The organism is Pseudomonas sp. EMN2 (genome assembly GCF_009650555.1).
Lineage (GTDB): Bacteria > Pseudomonadota > Gammaproteobacteria > Pseudomonadales > Pseudomonadaceae > Aquipseudomonas > Aquipseudomonas sichuanensis.
The window spans coordinates 1-14,192 of sequence record NZ_VZZR01000106.1; the positions used below are offsets into that span (position 1 = coordinate 1).

Below are 14,192 nucleotides of genomic sequence, written 5' to 3' on the forward strand. Positions count from 1 at the left end.
CCGCTCCCACAGGCACCCTGTCCAGATAGCCGACTTGCGTAAGGCAATGATGTAAATGACCCAACCCACCCCCTGCTACCACTGCGCCCTGCCCGTCCCCGCCGGCAGCCGCTTCACCGCCGTGGTGCTCGGCGAGCCCCGGGCATTCTGCTGCCCGGGCTGCCAGGCAGTGGCCGAGTCCATCGTCGCCGGGGGCCTTGAGCACTATTACCAGCACCGCAGCGACACCAGCGCCAACCCCGAAGCCCTGCCCCGCCAGTTGCAGGACGAACTGGCGCTGTACGACCGCGACGACGTGCAACAGGGCTTCGTGCGCCATGCCGGCGAACTGGCCGAAGCCACCCTGTTGGTCGAAGGCATCAGTTGCGCCGCTTGCGGCTGGCTGATCGAAAAACATCTGCGCACCTTGCCCGGGGTCGCCGAGGCGCGGCTGAACCTGTCCAACCATCGCCTGCTGGTCAACTGGGCCGACAGCCAGTTGCCGCTGTCCAGGCTGCTGGCCGAGCTGCGCCGCATCGGCTACGCCGCCCACCCCTACCAGCCGGACCAGGCCGCCGAGCAACTGGCCCGGGAAAACCGCAGTGCCCTGCGCCGCCTGGGTGTGGCCGGGCTGCTGTGGTTCCAGGCAATGATGGCGACCATGGCCACCTGGCCGGAATTCAACATCGACCTGTCCCCCGAGCTGCACACCATCCTGCGCTGGGTCGCGCTGTTCCTCACCACCCCGATCGTGTTCTACAGCTGCGCGCCGTTTTTCAAGGGCGCCGCCCGCGACCTGCGCACTCGCCACCTGACCATGGACGTCTCGGTATCACTGGCCATTGCCCTGGCCTACTGCGCCGGGATCTGGACCGCGATCACCGGCAGTGGCGAGCTGTATTTCGACACCGTGGGCATGTTCGCCCTGTTCCTGCTGACCGGCCGCTATCTGGAGCGTCGTGCCCGCGAGCGCACGGCGGCGGCCACGGCACAACTGGTCAACCTGCTGCCGACCTCGTGCCTGCGCCTGGCTGCCGACGGCCAGGCCGAGCGCATCCTGCTCGGCGAGCTGCAGTGCGGCGACCGCGTGCAAGTGCTACCCGGCGCGGTGATCCCCGCCGACGGCTGCATCATCGAGGGTCGCTCCAGCGTCGACGAATCGCTGCTCACCGGTGAATACCTGCCCTTGGCGCGGCGCACCGGCGACCGGGTCACCGGCGGCACCCTCAACGTCGAGAGCACCCTCACCGTCGAGGTCCAGGCCCTGGGCCAGGACTCACGACTGTCGGCCATCGTGCGCCTGCTGGAGCGGGCGCAGACCGAAAAACCGCGCCTGGCCGAGATCGCCGACCGGGCGTCGCAATGGTTCCTGCTGTTCACCCTGGCGGCGGCGGCGGTCATCGGCCTGGTCTGGTGGCAACTCGATGCCGGGCGGGCGTTCTGGATCGTCCTGGCCATGCTGGTCGCCACCTGCCCCTGCGCCCTGTCGCTGGCCACCCCGACCGCCCTCACCGCCGCCACCGGCACCTTGCACAAGCTCGGCCTACTGGTGACCCGTGGTCATGTGCTCGAAGGCCTCAACCAGATCGACACAGTGATCTTCGACAAGACCGGTACCCTCACCGAAGGCCGCCTGGCCCTGCGCAGCATCCGCCCGCTGGGGCGCCTGGATGCCGACCGCTGCCTGGCGCTGGCCGCCGCCCTCGAGAACCGTTCCGAGCACCCCATCGCCCGTGCCTTCGGCCGCGCCGCCCAACCGGCCGAGGCGGTCAACGCAGTGCCTGGGCTGGGCCTGGAAGGTGAGGTGGACGGCCAGCGCCTGCGCATCGGCCAGGCCACCTTCGTCTGCGCCCTGAGTGGCGCCGAAGTGCCTGGCGTACCCGAGCCACGCGGCCAGTGGCTGCTGTTGGGCGATCGCCAGGGCCCGTTGGCCTGGTTCGGCCTGGATGACCGCCTGCGCGACGACGCCGCCGACCTGGTGGCCGCCTGCAAGGCCCGTGGCTGGCAGACCCTGCTGCTGTCCGGCGACAGCTCGCCGATGGTTGCCGAGGTAGCCACGACGCTTGGCATCGACCAGGCCGTCGGCGGCCTGCGCCCGGACGACAAGCTCGCGCGCCTGAAACAGCTCCAGGCCGACGGACGCAAGGTGTTGATGCTGGGTGACGGGGTGAACGATGTACCGGTCCTGGCCGCCGCCGATATCAGCATCGCCATGGGCAGCGCCACCGACCTTGCCAAGACCAGCGCCGACGCCGTGCTGCTGTCCAACAACCTGCACGCCCTGGTGCAGGCCTTTGCCCTGGCCCGGCGCACCCGCCGCAACATTGTCGAGAACCTGCTCTGGGCGACCCTGTACAATGGCCTCATGCTGCCGTTCGCCGCACTCGGCTGGATCACCCCGGTCTGGGCGGCGGTCGGCATGTCGGTCAGCTCGCTGATCGTAGTGCTCAACGCCTTGCGCCTGACCCGGCTGCCAACTGCAGCGGGCGTACCGCTGAGCGCGCCACCGTCACTTGGAAGGAAAACCCTATGCCCGCCCTCTACGTGATGATCCCCGCCGCCCTGCTGCTGGTCGGGGTGGCCGTGTACATCTTCTTCTGGGCGGTGGACAGCGGCCAGTACGACGACCTTGAAGGCCCGGCCCACAGCATCCTGTTCGACGACCAGGACCCGCGCCACCAGGCCGCGGTCAAACACGACGAACAGCCGCCCGAAGACAAGGACACCAAACCGAGTGCCTGAACTGATCCCTCTGCTCGGCTCGGCCCTGGTCCTCGGCCTGCTCGGCGGCGGCCACTGCCTGGGGATGTGCGGCGGCCTGATGGGCGCCCTGACCCTGGCCATCCCGCCCGAGCAACGCAGCCGGCGGCTACACCTGCTGCTGGCCTACAACCTCGGGCGCATCCTCAGCTACGCCGCGGCCGGCCTGCTGCTGGGCCTGGCCGGCGTGGCCCTGGCCAGCAGCCCGCTGGCGCTCGGGCTGCGGGTCGTCGCGGCGCTGCTGCTGATTGCCATGGGCCTGTACCTGGCCGGGTGGTGGAGCGGCCTGACACGCATTGAAGCGCTCGGGCGCGGCCTGTGGCGCCATATACAACCGCTGGCCACACGGCTGCTGCCGGTGTCCAGCCTGCCCCGCGCCCTGTTGCTCGGCGCCTTGTGGGGCTGGCTGCCGTGCGGGCTGGTGTACAGTACCCTGTTGTGGGCGGCCAGCCAGGGTGATGCGCTGCACAGTGGGGCATTGATGCTGGCGTTCGGGCTGGGGACCTGGCCGGTGTTGTTGGCCACGGGGTTGGCGGCGGAGCGTGTGGGCAGCGTGCTGCGCAAGCGCGGGGTGCGGATGGCGGGTGGGCTGCTGGTGATTCTGTTCGGGCTTTGGACACTGCCGGGGCCCCATCAGCACTGGCTCATGGGGCACTGACAGGGAATCGCGGGGCAAGCCCGCTCCCACAAAGCTGAGCAGGCTTCTACGCTTGTGGGAGCGGGCTTGCCCCGCGATCGGCTGGCCTGCTTGATACAAATCAACACCCCACACCCCACGCAGCCCTAGACTCCGGACACTGCTGCTCTATCCGGGGACTGCCCACATGCTCGACGACCTACGCTGGGACGCCGACCTGATCCGTCGTTACGATCTGGCCGGGCCACGCTACACCTCATACCCTACCGCCGTGCAACTGCACAGCGAAGTGGGCTCGTTCGACCTGCTGCACGCCCTGCGCGAGAGCCGTCGGGCCACCCGCCCGCTATCGCTGTACGTGCATGTGCCGTTCTGCGCCAACATCTGCTACTACTGCGCCTGCAACAAGGTCATCACCAAGGACCGTGGCCGCGCCGCGCCCTACCTGCAGCGCCTGGAACAGGAAATCCAGCTGGTCGCCTGCCACCTGGACCCCAAGCAGCGCGTCGAGCAGCTGCACTTCGGCGGCGGCACCCCGACCTTCCTCAGCCATGTGGAACTGCGCCAGCTGATGGCGACCCTGCGCCAGCACTTCAACCTGCTGGACGATGACTCCGGTGACTACGGCATCGAGATCGACCCGCGCGAAGCCGACTGGTCGACCATGGGGCTGCTGCGCGAGCTGGGCTTCAACCGCGTCAGCCTGGGCGTACAGGACCTCGACCCGGCGGTGCAGCGCGCGGTCAACCGCCTGCAGAGCCTGGAGCAGACCCGCACCTTGATCGAAGCGGCGCGCACCCTGCAGTTCCGTTCGATCAACCTCGACCTGATCTACGGCCTGCCCAAGCAGACCCCGGAAGGCTTCGCCCGCACTGTCGAAGAAGTCATCCGCCTGCAACCCGATCGCCTGTCGGTGTTCAACTACGCCCACCTGCCCGAGCGTTTCATGCCCCAGCGGCGCATCGACGGCAACGACCTGCCGGCCCCTGCGGCCAAACTGGAGATGCTGCACGCCACCATCGACCAACTGACCGCCGCCGGCTACCGCTATATCGGCATGGACCATTTCGCCCTGCCGGACGACGAACTGGCCATCGCCCAGGAAGAAGGCACCCTGCAGCGCAACTTCCAGGGTTACACCACCCACGGCCATTGCGACCTGATCGGCCTGGGGGTCTCGGCCATCAGCCAGATCGGCGACCTGTACTGCCAGAACAGCAGCGACCTCAACACCTACCAGGACACCCTGTCCACCGCCCAACTGGCCACCCAGCGCGGCCTGCTGTGCAACCAGGACGACCGCCTGCGCCGGGCTGTGATCCAGCAACTGATCTGCCATTTCGAGCTGGATTTCGAGCAGATCGAACGGCAATTCACCATAGATTTTCGCGGCTACTTCAACGAGCTGTGGCCGCAACTGCAGGCCATGCAGCGCGACGGCCTGATCAGCCTCGACAGCAAAGGCATCCGCATCCTGCCAGCCGGCCGCCTGCTGGCGCGCTCGGTGTGCATGGTCTTCGACGCTTACCTCGCGCAGCAGAATCGCCAGCGTTTCTCGCGGGTGATCTGAGGCGATTGAGGCGTTTCACCGCATGGACAGCCCGCCTTCAGGGGCACACTATGGACAGTCGAAAGGTACCGGAAACATCCACTCCGGGCCGCCGCCAGCACGCACCAAACAAGTGCATGCTGGCCTCCAGCCTATGCCGTGGGTTACCCTTACGGCTTATGTGTGCTTTCCCACAAGGATCGAAGAAATGTCCGAGCCAGTAAAACTGCGCCCACACAACCAGGCCCACTGCAAGGATTGCAGCCTGGCCCCCCTGTGCCTGCCCCTGTCCCTTAACCTCGAGGACATGGATGCACTGGATGAAATCGTCAAACGCGGCCGCCCACTGAAAAAAGGCGAATTCCTGTTCCGCCAGGGTGACAATTTCGGCTCGGTTTACGCAGTCCGCTCCGGCGCCCTTAAAACCTTCAGCCTCAGCGACGCCGGCGAAGAGCAGATCACCGGTTTCCACCTGCCCAGCGAGCTGGTCGGCCTGTCCGGCATGGACACCGAGGCCTATCCGGTGTCGGCCCAGGCCCAGGAAACCACCTCGGTGTGCGAGATCCCCTTCGAACGCCTGGATGAGCTTTCGGTACAACTGCCGCAACTGCGCCGCCAGCTGATGCGGGTCATGAGCCGCGAGATCCGCGACGACCAGCAGATGATGCTGCTGCTGTCGAAGAAAACCGCCGACGAGCGCATCGCCACCTTCCTGGTCAACCTGTCCGCGCGCTTCCGCGCCCGTGGCTACTCGGCCAACCAGTTCCGCCTGAGCATGTCGCGCAACGAGATCGGCAACTACCTGGGCCTGGCCGTGGAAACCGTCTCGCGGGTGTTCACCCGCTTCCAGCAGAACGGCCTGCTCAAGGCCGAGGGCAAGGAAGTGCATATCCTCGACCCGATCCAGCTGTGTGCGCTGGCCGGTGGTGCAATGGAGGCCTGACAAAGGCCGGATGCGGGTATACTGGCGCCTTGGTTTTTCCAGGATACCCGCACCATGCACAGCGACACCTTCGACCTCAAAGCCCTGATTCGCCCGGTAGTGGACTTCCCCAAACCGGGGGTCATCTTCCGCGATATCACCCCGTTGTTCCAATCACCGCGTGGGCTGCGCTACGTCGCTGACCAGTTCATCGAGCGTTATGTCGAGGCCGAGTTCAGCCATATCGGTGCCATGGATGCGCGGGGCTTTTTGATCGGCTCGATCATCGCCCACCAGTTGAACAAGCCGCTGATCCTGTTCCGCAAGCAAGGCAAGTTACCGGCCGACGTACTGTCGGAGGGTTACCAGACCGAGTACGGCGAAGCTTTCCTCGAAGTGCATGCCGACAGCCTGTGCGAAGGGGATTCGGTGCTGATCTTCGATGACCTGATCGCCACCGGCGGCACCCTGCTGGCGGCCGCCAACCTGGTGCGCCGCACCGGGGCTCAGGTGTTCGAGGCCGCGGCGATCATCGACTTGCCGGAGCTGGAAGGCTCGCGCCGGCTGCAGGCGGCCGGGGTGCCGACTTTCTGCCTGACCGAGTTTTCGCTGAGCGAATACTGAGTCAAGGTTCAGAACCATCGCGGGGCAAGCCCGCTCCCACAAGTCAGTCCAAGGCTATCTTGTGGGAGCGGGCTTGCCCCGCGATGCTTTGCAAAGACTTACAGCGAAATCGGCCTGCGTCCGGCAAACGCATGGGCCAGCGTCCCGCCATCCACCAGCTCCAGCTCCCCACCCAGCGGCACGCCATGGGCGATACGCGTGGTGCTCAACCCCTTCTCGGCCAGCAGCTGGGCGATGTAGTGGGCCGTCGCCTCCCCTTCCACCGTGGGGTTGGTGGCCAGGATCACTTCACTGAAGGTGCCCTGCTCTTCAATCCGCGCCATCAGCTGCGGAATACCGATCGCGTCCGGCCCCAGGCCATCGAGCGGCGACAGGTGCCCCTTGAGCACGAAGTAACGGCCACGGTAGCCGGCCTGCTCCACGGCAAACATGTCCATCGGCCCTTCGACCACGCACAGCTGGCTGTCATCTCGGCGCGGATCGGCGCACTGCGGGCACAGCTCCTGCTCGGTCAGGGTCCGGCACTGGCGGCAATGGCCAACGCCGTCCATGGCCTGGCTCAGGGCCTGGGCCAGGCGCGTACCGCCACTGCGGTCGCGTTCGAGCAGTTGCAGGGCCATGCGCTGGGCGGTTTTCTGGCCGACACCGGGCAGAATGCGCAGGGCGTCGATCAGTTGGCGGATCAGGGGGCTGAAGCTCATGTATGCGGGCCTGCCAGTTCAGGAAACAGAATGAACAAGGGAGCAACGACCGCCTGGCCGTTGCTCCCCCGAGGTAACGCGACGTCGATCAGAACGGCATCTTGAAGCCAGGCGGCAGCTGCATGCCGGCGGTCATGCCGCCCATCTTTTCCTGGCTGCTCTGCTCGATCTTGCGCACGGCATCGTTGAGCGCGGCGGCGATCAGGTCTTCGAGCACTTCCTTGTCGTCGGCGTCGGCCGACATCAGGCTGTCATCGATGCTGACGCGCTTGACGTCGTGGCGACCGGTCATCACCACGCTGACCAGGCCACCACCGGACTGGCCGGTGACTTCGGCGTTAGCCAGCTCTTCCTGCATCTTCTGCATCTTTTCCTGCATCTGCTGGGCCTGCTTCATCAGGCCGGCCATGCCACCTTTCATCATGGGGGTAGTCCTCGATTGCGTCATGTAATGCGGCCTTGCACAGGGCCGGCCGCATGGTTATCCGTTATTGGCCCTGGCTGGCCAGGGCATCCACAGGCTCAATAGTATCCTGCCGCACCGTCGCACCGAACTGCTGGATCATCTGCTGGATCAGCGGATCCTGTTCGATCGACACCACCGCGTCATGCTGGCGTTCGGCGCGCTTGCGGGACGCGGCCTGGGCCGGGGTTTCCTGCTCCGGGCGAATCAGTTCGATCTTCAGCCGGATGTCGCGCCCCAGCTGCTGGTTGAGTGCATCGTTGAGGCGGCGCTGTTGCGTGCTGTTGAACAACGCGCCCTGGCCCGGGTCCAGGTGCAGCAGCCAATCGTCGCCATCGGCGGCAATCAGCGTACAGTTCGCGGCGATGTTGCCTGTCATACCGGAGACAGGCAATTGTGGGAATAATTCCAGCCATTGCAGGGCCAGGCCCGTGGCGGGCGCAGCTGCCGGCAGAGGCTCGGGCGCCTTGACAGGCTCGTCTTCCTGCACATGCTCGGCCAGTTCATCGAGGTAACTGAAGCCCGCCGGGTCGCTGTCGGCGACATAGTAGTCTTCGTCCGCCGGTGGCTCATCGTCGCGGTCCATGCCCGCCGGATTGTACGCGGATGGGTCGAAGGGGGGCTCGTCGTAGTCCGGTTGGCTGCTGACGGCCTCGGCAACGGCCGCCTCGACCACCACGGGCTCGGGCTGCGGCGCGGCAGCGACCGGCACAGGCGGTGCGGCGGGCTCTTCCCAGGGGAGGTCGATCACTGCCTCGACCGGTTCGGGCTCGGGCTCCGGGGCGGGCTCTGGCTGCGCTGCAGGCGCTTCAACCACAACCTCGGCGACGACAGGGGCCTCTACCGGGGCCTGAACGGCAGCTTGCGCGACAACAGGTTCAACGGGCGCTGCGACGGCAACTGCCGCAGCTGCCACCGGTGGGGCCGGATCAGCTGTGGCCTGGCTGATCCCCACCGGCTTTAGTACCGGCTTCGGTGCATCGTCGCTGTCGGCCGGGCGGAACGCCAGCATGCGCAGCAGAACCATTTCGAAACCGCCACGCGGGTCGGGTGCCAGCGGCAGGTCGCGACGGCCAATCAGGCCCATTTGGTAGTAGAACTGTACGTCTTCGGCGGGCAGTGCCTGGGCCAGCGCCAGCACCCGGTCACGGTCGCCCTGGCCGTTGTCGACCGCCTCGGGCAGCGCCTGGGCGATGGCCACACGGTGCAGCACGTTGAGCATTTCCGAGAGTACGCCGTTCCAGTCCGGCCCCTGTTCAGCGAGGTGGCGCACCGCTTCCAGCAACGCCCGGGCATCGCCGTCGAGCAGTGCCTGCAGCACACCGTATACCTGGCCGTGGTCAAGCGTGCCGAGCATTGCCCGTACATCCGCCGCCAGTACCTTGCCTTCGCCGAAGGCGATGGCCTGGTCGGTCAGGCTCATGGCGTCACGCATCGAACCGTCTGCAGCGCGGCCCAGCAGCCACAGGGCGTCGTCTTCGAACGGCACGTTCTCGGCGCCGAGCACATGGCTGAGGTGCTCGACTACCCGCTCCGGGCTCATGTTCTTCAGCGAGAACTGCAGGCAGCGCGACAGGATGGTTGCCGGCAGCTTCTGCGGGTCGGTGGTGGCGAGGATGAACTTGACGTAGGGCGGCGGCTCTTCCAGCGTCTTCAACAAGGCGTTGAAGGAGTGGGTCGAGAGCATGTGCACTTCGTCGATCAGGTAGACCTTGAAGCGCCCGCGGCTGGGGGCGTACTGCACGTTGTCGAGCAGCTCGCGGGTATCTTCGACCTTGGTGCGGCTGGCGGCGTCGATCTCGATCAGGTCGACGAAGCGGCCTTCGTCGATCTCCCGGCACACCGAGCAGGTCCCACAGGGCGTGGAGGTGATGCCGGTTTCGCAGTTCAGGCACTTGGCGATGATCCGCGCGATGGTGGTCTTGCCCACCCCGCGGGTGCCGGTGAACAGGTACGCATGGTGCAGGCGCTGGTTGTCCAGGGCGTTGATCAAAGCCTTGAGCACATGGGTCTGGCCGACCATTTCGCGGAACGAGCGCGGACGCCATTTACGTGCAAGAACCTGATAACTCATCAAAAAACCATCGTGACCGGAGCGGGCGGAAAGAGCGCTAATGCTAGCGGAGCGAGGGGGAAATTGCACCCTGCGGATCTCGTCTAAGCTCAGCAGCAGGCACAGCTCCGGGCTGATCAGGGAGGATGAGACGTGCGGCGAGCCTTGGTCCTCCTGTGGTTATGCAGTACCTGCAGCCTGGCCGAGCCGCCGGTACTGCGTTTTTCCGTGGCCGAGAGCTGGAGCATGCCGCTGATGCGCATCGAGCAGGGGCAGCCGGTGGAGGGCATTCTGTTCGAGCTGATGCAGGCTGCGGCCCGCGAAGCGGGGGTGCGGGCGCAGTACCATGTGATGGCCCGGCTGCGGCTGCAGGAGGCCATGGAGAACGGCGACATCGACGTGCGCTGCTACGTCTCCACCCAATGGCTGACCAGCCGCCCCGGCGATTACCTGTGGAGCATCCCGCTCATCGAGCAGCGCGACCTGCTGGTCGGCCGCCCCGGCGACAGCCCCACCGCCCCCGACGCCCTTCCCCCACAGGCGCTGGGCACCGTGCTGGGCTACAGCTACCCCACCCTCGCCCCACTGTTTGCCCGCGGCCAGCTGCAGCGCGAAGACAGCCGCAATCAGGAGCTGGCCCTGCAAAAACTGCAGGCCGGGCGCTATCAGCATGCCGTGAGCAACCAGCTGACCCTGCTATGGTTCAACCGTGGGCTGCCGGCGGCAAAGCAACTGCATGGGCTGGCGGTGCTGGAAGAACAGGCACTGGGTTGCATGGTGCGCAACGACCCGGCGCTGCCGACACAGGCGATGCTCAGGGCGTTTGTGAGGCTCAAGCAATCCGGGGAAGTCGAGCGGATCATCGAGCGTTACACCCAAGCGCTTGCCGCGCCGCCTGTCGCCGACAGCAAAGACCACTAGCCTGCGAGCCACAGCGCACCAAGCGCGGCCAGGTAAAGTCCACTGCCAAACACACAATGTGTCGCCAGGCTGCGCAAGCAGCTCTTCACCGGCGCTGGCGTATTGGCGGCAAAGTACCCCGCGCCCAGTGCCGGCTGTATCACGCACAGCGGCACCAGCACCGAGACGACCCCGAACGACAACGCAGGCAGCAGCGAAGGCCGACTCAGCCACGCCTCCCCAGCCAGCGCGATCAGCAGGCCGGCAAACAGCAGCCCGGTGGCATAGTGCAGCAGCCAACCCCACGTCCGCTCACCGCGAACCGCTTCGGCCTTGCCGATCGCTGCGTGCCGCCAGCGCCCTTGCAGCAGGTGCCCCGCCCAGCGGCCGACCATGGCGTAGTTCAGGGTCGTGACGCCCAGGCGCCTGAGCAGCAGCGTCCACAGGTCCATCACCAGCGTGGCGCCGATGCCGATGAACAGGATGGAGTAGATCGATGTGGAAACGGTCATGGCGAAGGCCCCGGGCAGATTGACGGAAATGGTCTTTGCCAAGCAGCATGCAAGTTGAAGTCAACTTCAAGTCAAGGGGCCCCAGATGGATATTGCCGATGTCGCCAGGCGCAGTGGTGTACCGGCTTCGACCTTGCGCTACTACGCCAACAAAGGCCTGCTCACGGCATTAACCGGCCGGGGTCAGCGCCGCCAGTTCCCGGCCGACACGCCCGAACGCCTGGCGTTGATCGCCCTGGGCCAAGCGGCCGGGTTTTCGCTGGATGAGGTGGCGGCGATGCTGGCCGAGCAGCAGGTCGACCGGCAATTGCTTTTGGCCAAGGCCGACGAGATCGACCAGCGGATCAAGCGCCTGCAGGCGATGAGCAAGGGGTTGCGCCATGCCGCGGTGTGCCCCGAGGAGCACCACCTGCAGTGCCCGACCTTCCAGCGATTGATGAAGGTGTCCGCCAGCCAGGGCAGGCGCAGCAGAGCTCCGCGCAAGTGAGCCTTCAGTAGCCGTGCAGTTCGCGGAACGGCTGGCCCTTGTGGTAGGCGATCCACTCTTGCACGTCGTAGGGCAGGTAAAGCTGGCGCCGCGCCCGTGACAACGCGATGTACACGGCGCAAATGCGCGCATCGAAAGCGTAGGCATCCTTGAAGCGGTTGGTGGTCATCAGCTCTGGCGTGAGCAGTACATGGTCGAACTCAAGGCCCCCGGCCTCCTCGGCCATCATCAACAAGAGGCTGGCACGCTGATCGGCGACCCGCGCCGCCAGGGTGGTCAGGTCGGCGAGCTTGTAACCGTCCTGCAACCGCGCCTCGACCCACAGGAACGACTCATCAAAACGCTCGGCCTCACGCACCTGCTGCCAGTCGAGCATGTGCGCGAAGTGCGGGTGCGGCCCCGCAGCGTCCTGCATCGGACCATGGATTGCCGCACGGAACAGGCCGACCGCAGTGGCCATGAAGCGTCGCATGTCGGGCCAATCGGGGAACTTCAGCAGGCAACCGCTCTCGACCAGTTCCATGGCCCAGCGCATGCTGTCCCAGCGCGAGGCGGTCAGCACCACGCAGCCTTCGGGTGGAATGAAGCCCTGGGGGAACAGTTCGATACCGACATCCACGTTGCGCGCAGCCTCGAAGGCCACTTTCGACTTCTGCGAATGCACGTCGATCAACGGGTTGATCAGGCGCTCGACCTTTGGCCCGGAGCGAACGGCGAAGGCGATATCCTTGTGGCGCACCTGGCGCTCACGCCGCACCACGGCACCGGAGGCCTTCTGGTACTCGTCACCCAGGGTGATCAGCACCTGCCGCCCGCGCTCGATGACCTGCAACAACGAGCCTGGCACGTCCTGGCTCTCATCGATGATCACGTGGCTGAAGCGCGTGGGCACACTGCAGCCGCCCAGGCTGGCACGCTTGATCAGCAGCAGCGCTTCGAAGCCGGTCTGCGCGCCCCAGGCCGGGTGCGTCTCCAGGTAGCGCCACAGCCGGCTGGCGTACTCGAGCAGGACCTGGGCATCGACGCCCGCCAGCGCCTGCCGGAAGAACGGCAGGTGGCGATTGGACAGGCTGTAGTCACGCGACTCGCAATAGCTGTGCAGCACTTCGAGGCAGATATCCAGGGCATGTTCGGCGTCGTACTGGCGCAGCCCGACGATGCCAAGCTCCTGCGCCAGCTTGAGCTTGCCCGGCCCCCGCGCTGCGGCCCTGCTGTTGGCCGGCTGTGCATCCTTGAGCAGGGCCTTGGCGAACTGGCCGAAGGTCATGCCGACCTTGGCCTGCGGATCCAGCCCCATGCGCTGGCGCAGGGTGCCAAGCTTGGCCGGCGTGCGTGCCAGGGCCAGCACCCGCCCGCGTGGCAGGCAATCCATCAGCGCGCCAAGCAGATAGCTCTTGCCGATGCCGGCGTAGCCCTGGACGTGGATGTCTTCGTCGAGATTGGCGCGGATGACCTTGAGCAGCTTGTCCTGCTCGACGGTCAGCCAGCGCTCGTTGTCGAAACCGGTCACCACCTGCTGGCTGAAGGGGTTGTCGGCTTGCTGGCGGCGGAGCCTGAAGCCGAAATCCCACTTGCCGTCGGCCAGCAGGTAATCGCCCCCCTGCACTTCTTCGTCGGTGAGCAGGCGCAATTTCGACGCCTTGATCACCTCGAGGCCGAAATACAACTTGCGCGCATCGAACAGCCGACGCGCCTCCGACAACAGGCTCACATCAGCTGAATGGGGGCCATCGACGGACCAGGCCAGCAACTTGCCCAGCACCTTCTCTGCCGCCGGCGCATCGAGCTTGCCCTGGGCCTGGGCAAGGTTCTGGATCACCAGCAAGGCCGCCAGCTCGGGGTCGCTCAGCGTGTCCAGGGCGGGCACGCCTTCGGCCTGCAGCAACCCCTGGCAGCGCTCCAGGGTGATGGGCAGGAAGACAGGGCAGGAGAAATTGAAATGTTCAGGCTGCATGTGCGCTCAATGTCCAGGCAAAGGCTGATTCAGGGCGTGTTGGCATCCGGCGCCTGGCCAACCAGCAGTTCGAACTGGTAAGCACCCAGTGAACCCGCCATGCCGCCAGGATGGCGGGCATCCAGCTGAGGCTCTTCAAGCACACCATCGAGTTCGTGCAGTGCCAGCTCCAGCAACTTGCGCAGGTCACGCACGCTGCCGGCCGATACGTTCAAATGCAGTTCGAGCAGGGCCTGGGCCGCGACAGCAGGTGCCGGCGGCGTGGCCTCGGCGAGGATGCGCTCGTGCTCTTCTTCCATCTGGTCGAGCACCTGCGACAGCTCCAGCACCCGCTCGGGGCTGGCGGCCATCTGGTCCTTGATCTCCAGGCGGCGCAATTGCCATTCCCGGATCTTGTGACGGGTGAGGTCGTCGACATGTTCCACGGTCGCTATCTCCTGGCCGAACGGACTGACACGCTGGGTGCATGATAAGGCGCCACGCACGATTGTGCAGGGGTAAAGGCTTGCGCGGGCGTAAAGAGAGGGTACAGGCGGGGTACGAAAGGTGCGCGAAGCGAAAATGCCTGCGCCCAAAATGGAGGCGGCCCCACCAGCCACACCCCGGCACTCGATGTTCCCGCTATGGCTGCTCCCTTCCGGGCCTGACCAG

General features: G+C 66.0%; 14 protein-coding genes. 8 read left to right on the plus strand and 6 right to left on the minus strand.

The window, feature by feature from the left end; all coding sequences use genetic code 11:
* Window positions 1-55 precede the first annotated feature (55 nt).
* The 6 genes from F6X61_RS24870 to F6X61_RS24895 all read left to right on the plus strand — a co-directional run bounded on the left by F6X61_RS24870 (window position 56) and on the right by F6X61_RS24895 (window position 6,471).
* Window positions 56-2,527, plus strand: coding sequence for a heavy metal translocating P-type ATPase (locus F6X61_RS24870; protein WP_153788985.1), 2,472 nt, complete (start codon window positions 56-58; stop codon window positions 2,525-2,527).
* On the plus strand, window positions 2,509-2,721 hold the full coding sequence (gene ccoS, locus F6X61_RS24875; protein ID WP_153788986.1) for a cbb3-type cytochrome oxidase assembly protein CcoS: 213 nt from the start codon (window positions 2,509-2,511) through the stop codon (window positions 2,719-2,721). Before F6X61_RS24870 ends, ccoS begins: the two co-directional genes overlap by 19 nt.
* Window positions 2,714-3,397, plus strand: coding sequence for a sulfite exporter TauE/SafE family protein (locus F6X61_RS24880; protein ID WP_153788987.1), 684 nt, complete (start codon window positions 2,714-2,716; stop codon window positions 3,395-3,397). The genes ccoS and F6X61_RS24880 overlap by 8 nt, the downstream gene beginning before the upstream one ends.
* Before the next feature lie 166 nt (window positions 3,398-3,563).
* On the plus strand, window positions 3,564-4,946 hold the full coding sequence (gene hemN / locus F6X61_RS24885) for an oxygen-independent coproporphyrinogen III oxidase (protein ID WP_153788988.1): 1,383 nt from the start codon (window positions 3,564-3,566) through the stop codon (window positions 4,944-4,946).
* 187 nt (window positions 4,947-5,133) lie between these two features.
* Window positions 5,134-5,868: a Crp/Fnr family transcriptional regulator FnrA gene (fnrA, locus tag F6X61_RS24890; RefSeq protein WP_110991794.1), complete on the plus strand. Its 735-nt coding sequence runs from the start codon at window positions 5,134-5,136 to the stop codon at window positions 5,866-5,868.
* 54 nt (window positions 5,869-5,922) lie between these two features.
* Window positions 5,923-6,471 carry an adenine phosphoribosyltransferase gene (locus F6X61_RS24895; RefSeq protein WP_028692867.1) on the plus strand — a complete coding sequence of 183 codons (549 nt, stop codon included), beginning with the start codon at window positions 5,923-5,925 and terminating at the stop codon, window positions 6,469-6,471.
* Window positions 6,472-6,569: 98 nt separating this feature from the next.
* Here F6X61_RS24895 and recR read toward each other — a convergent pair whose 3' ends face one another.
* The 3 genes from recR to dnaX form a co-directional block, all read right to left on the minus strand.
* On the minus strand, window positions 6,570-7,172 hold the full coding sequence (recR, locus tag F6X61_RS24900; protein WP_125464932.1) for a recombination mediator RecR: 603 nt from the start codon (window positions 7,170-7,172) through the stop codon (window positions 6,570-6,572).
* Window positions 7,173-7,260: 88 nt separating this feature from the next.
* Window positions 7,261-7,596 carry a YbaB/EbfC family nucleoid-associated protein gene (locus tag F6X61_RS24905; RefSeq protein WP_110991796.1) on the minus strand — a complete coding sequence of 112 codons (336 nt, stop codon included), beginning with the start codon at window positions 7,594-7,596 and terminating at the stop codon, window positions 7,261-7,263.
* A 64-nt stretch (window positions 7,597-7,660) separates the two neighbouring features.
* Window positions 7,661-9,709, minus strand: a complete 2,049-nt coding sequence (gene dnaX, locus F6X61_RS24910; protein WP_153788989.1) for a DNA polymerase III subunit gamma/tau — start codon at window positions 9,707-9,709, stop codon at window positions 7,661-7,663.
* 132 nt (window positions 9,710-9,841) lie between these two features.
* Here dnaX and F6X61_RS24915 point away from each other — a divergent pair, with 132 nt between their 5' ends.
* Window positions 9,842-10,609, plus strand: coding sequence for an ABC transporter substrate-binding protein (locus tag F6X61_RS24915; protein WP_153788990.1), 768 nt, complete (start codon window positions 9,842-9,844; stop codon window positions 10,607-10,609).
* Here F6X61_RS24915 and F6X61_RS24920 read toward each other — a convergent pair.
* Entirely contained in the window at window positions 10,606-11,100 is a 495-nt protein-coding gene (locus tag F6X61_RS24920; protein ID WP_153788994.1) for a DUF2938 domain-containing protein, read from the minus strand. The two genes, F6X61_RS24915 and F6X61_RS24920, sit on opposite strands and share 4 nt — an antisense overlap.
* An 85-nt stretch (window positions 11,101-11,185) precedes the next feature.
* Between F6X61_RS24920 and F6X61_RS24925 the strand changes: the two genes are divergently transcribed.
* A complete protein-coding gene (locus tag F6X61_RS24925; RefSeq protein WP_153788991.1) occupies window positions 11,186-11,587 on the plus strand; it encodes a helix-turn-helix domain-containing protein in 402 nt (133 codons plus the stop codon).
* Window positions 11,588-11,591: 4 nt separating this feature from the next.
* Here the strand turns inward: F6X61_RS24925 and F6X61_RS24930 are convergent, their stop codons facing one another.
* Together F6X61_RS24930 and F6X61_RS24935 are read right to left on the minus strand one after the other, a co-directional pair.
* Entirely contained in the window at window positions 11,592-13,541 is a 1,950-nt protein-coding gene (locus F6X61_RS24930; RefSeq protein WP_153788992.1) for a hypothetical protein, read from the minus strand.
* Between the two features lie 29 nt (window positions 13,542-13,570).
* Window positions 13,571-13,966, minus strand: coding sequence for a hypothetical protein (locus F6X61_RS24935; RefSeq protein WP_153788993.1), 396 nt, complete (start codon window positions 13,964-13,966; stop codon window positions 13,571-13,573).
* Window positions 13,967-14,192 lie beyond the last annotated feature (226 nt).

Excerpts from the sequence above, each read along its gene's own strand:
- F6X61_RS24870 (WP_153788985.1), top strand. The coding sequence starts at position 56 with ATGACCCAACCCACCCCCTGCTACCACTGCGCCCTGCCCGTCCCCGCC.
- ccoS (WP_153788986.1), top strand. The coding sequence starts at position 2,509 with ATGCCCGCCCTCTACGTGATGATCCCCGCCGCCCTGCTGCTGGTCGGG.
- hemN (WP_153788988.1), top strand. The coding sequence starts at position 3,564 with ATGCTCGACGACCTACGCTGGGACGCCGACCTGATCCGTCGTTACGAT.
- fnrA (WP_110991794.1), top strand. The coding sequence starts at position 5,134 with ATGTCCGAGCCAGTAAAACTGCGCCCACACAACCAGGCCCACTGCAAG.
- F6X61_RS24895 (WP_028692867.1), top strand. The coding sequence starts at position 5,923 with ATGCACAGCGACACCTTCGACCTCAAAGCCCTGATTCGCCCGGTAGTG.
- recR (WP_125464932.1), bottom strand. The coding sequence starts at position 7,172 with ATGAGCTTCAGCCCCCTGATCCGCCAACTGATCGACGCCCTGCGCATT.
- F6X61_RS24905 (WP_110991796.1), bottom strand. The coding sequence starts at position 7,596 with ATGATGAAAGGTGGCATGGCCGGCCTGATGAAGCAGGCCCAGCAGATG.
- dnaX (WP_153788989.1), bottom strand. The coding sequence starts at position 9,709 with ATGAGTTATCAGGTTCTTGCACGTAAATGGCGTCCGCGCTCGTTCCGC.
- F6X61_RS24920 (WP_153788994.1), bottom strand. The coding sequence starts at position 11,100 with ATGACCGTTTCCACATCGATCTACTCCATCCTGTTCATCGGCATCGGC.
- F6X61_RS24925 (WP_153788991.1), top strand. The coding sequence starts at position 11,186 with ATGGATATTGCCGATGTCGCCAGGCGCAGTGGTGTACCGGCTTCGACC.
- F6X61_RS24930 (WP_153788992.1), bottom strand. The coding sequence starts at position 13,541 with ATGCAGCCTGAACATTTCAATTTCTCCTGCCCTGTCTTCCTGCCCATC.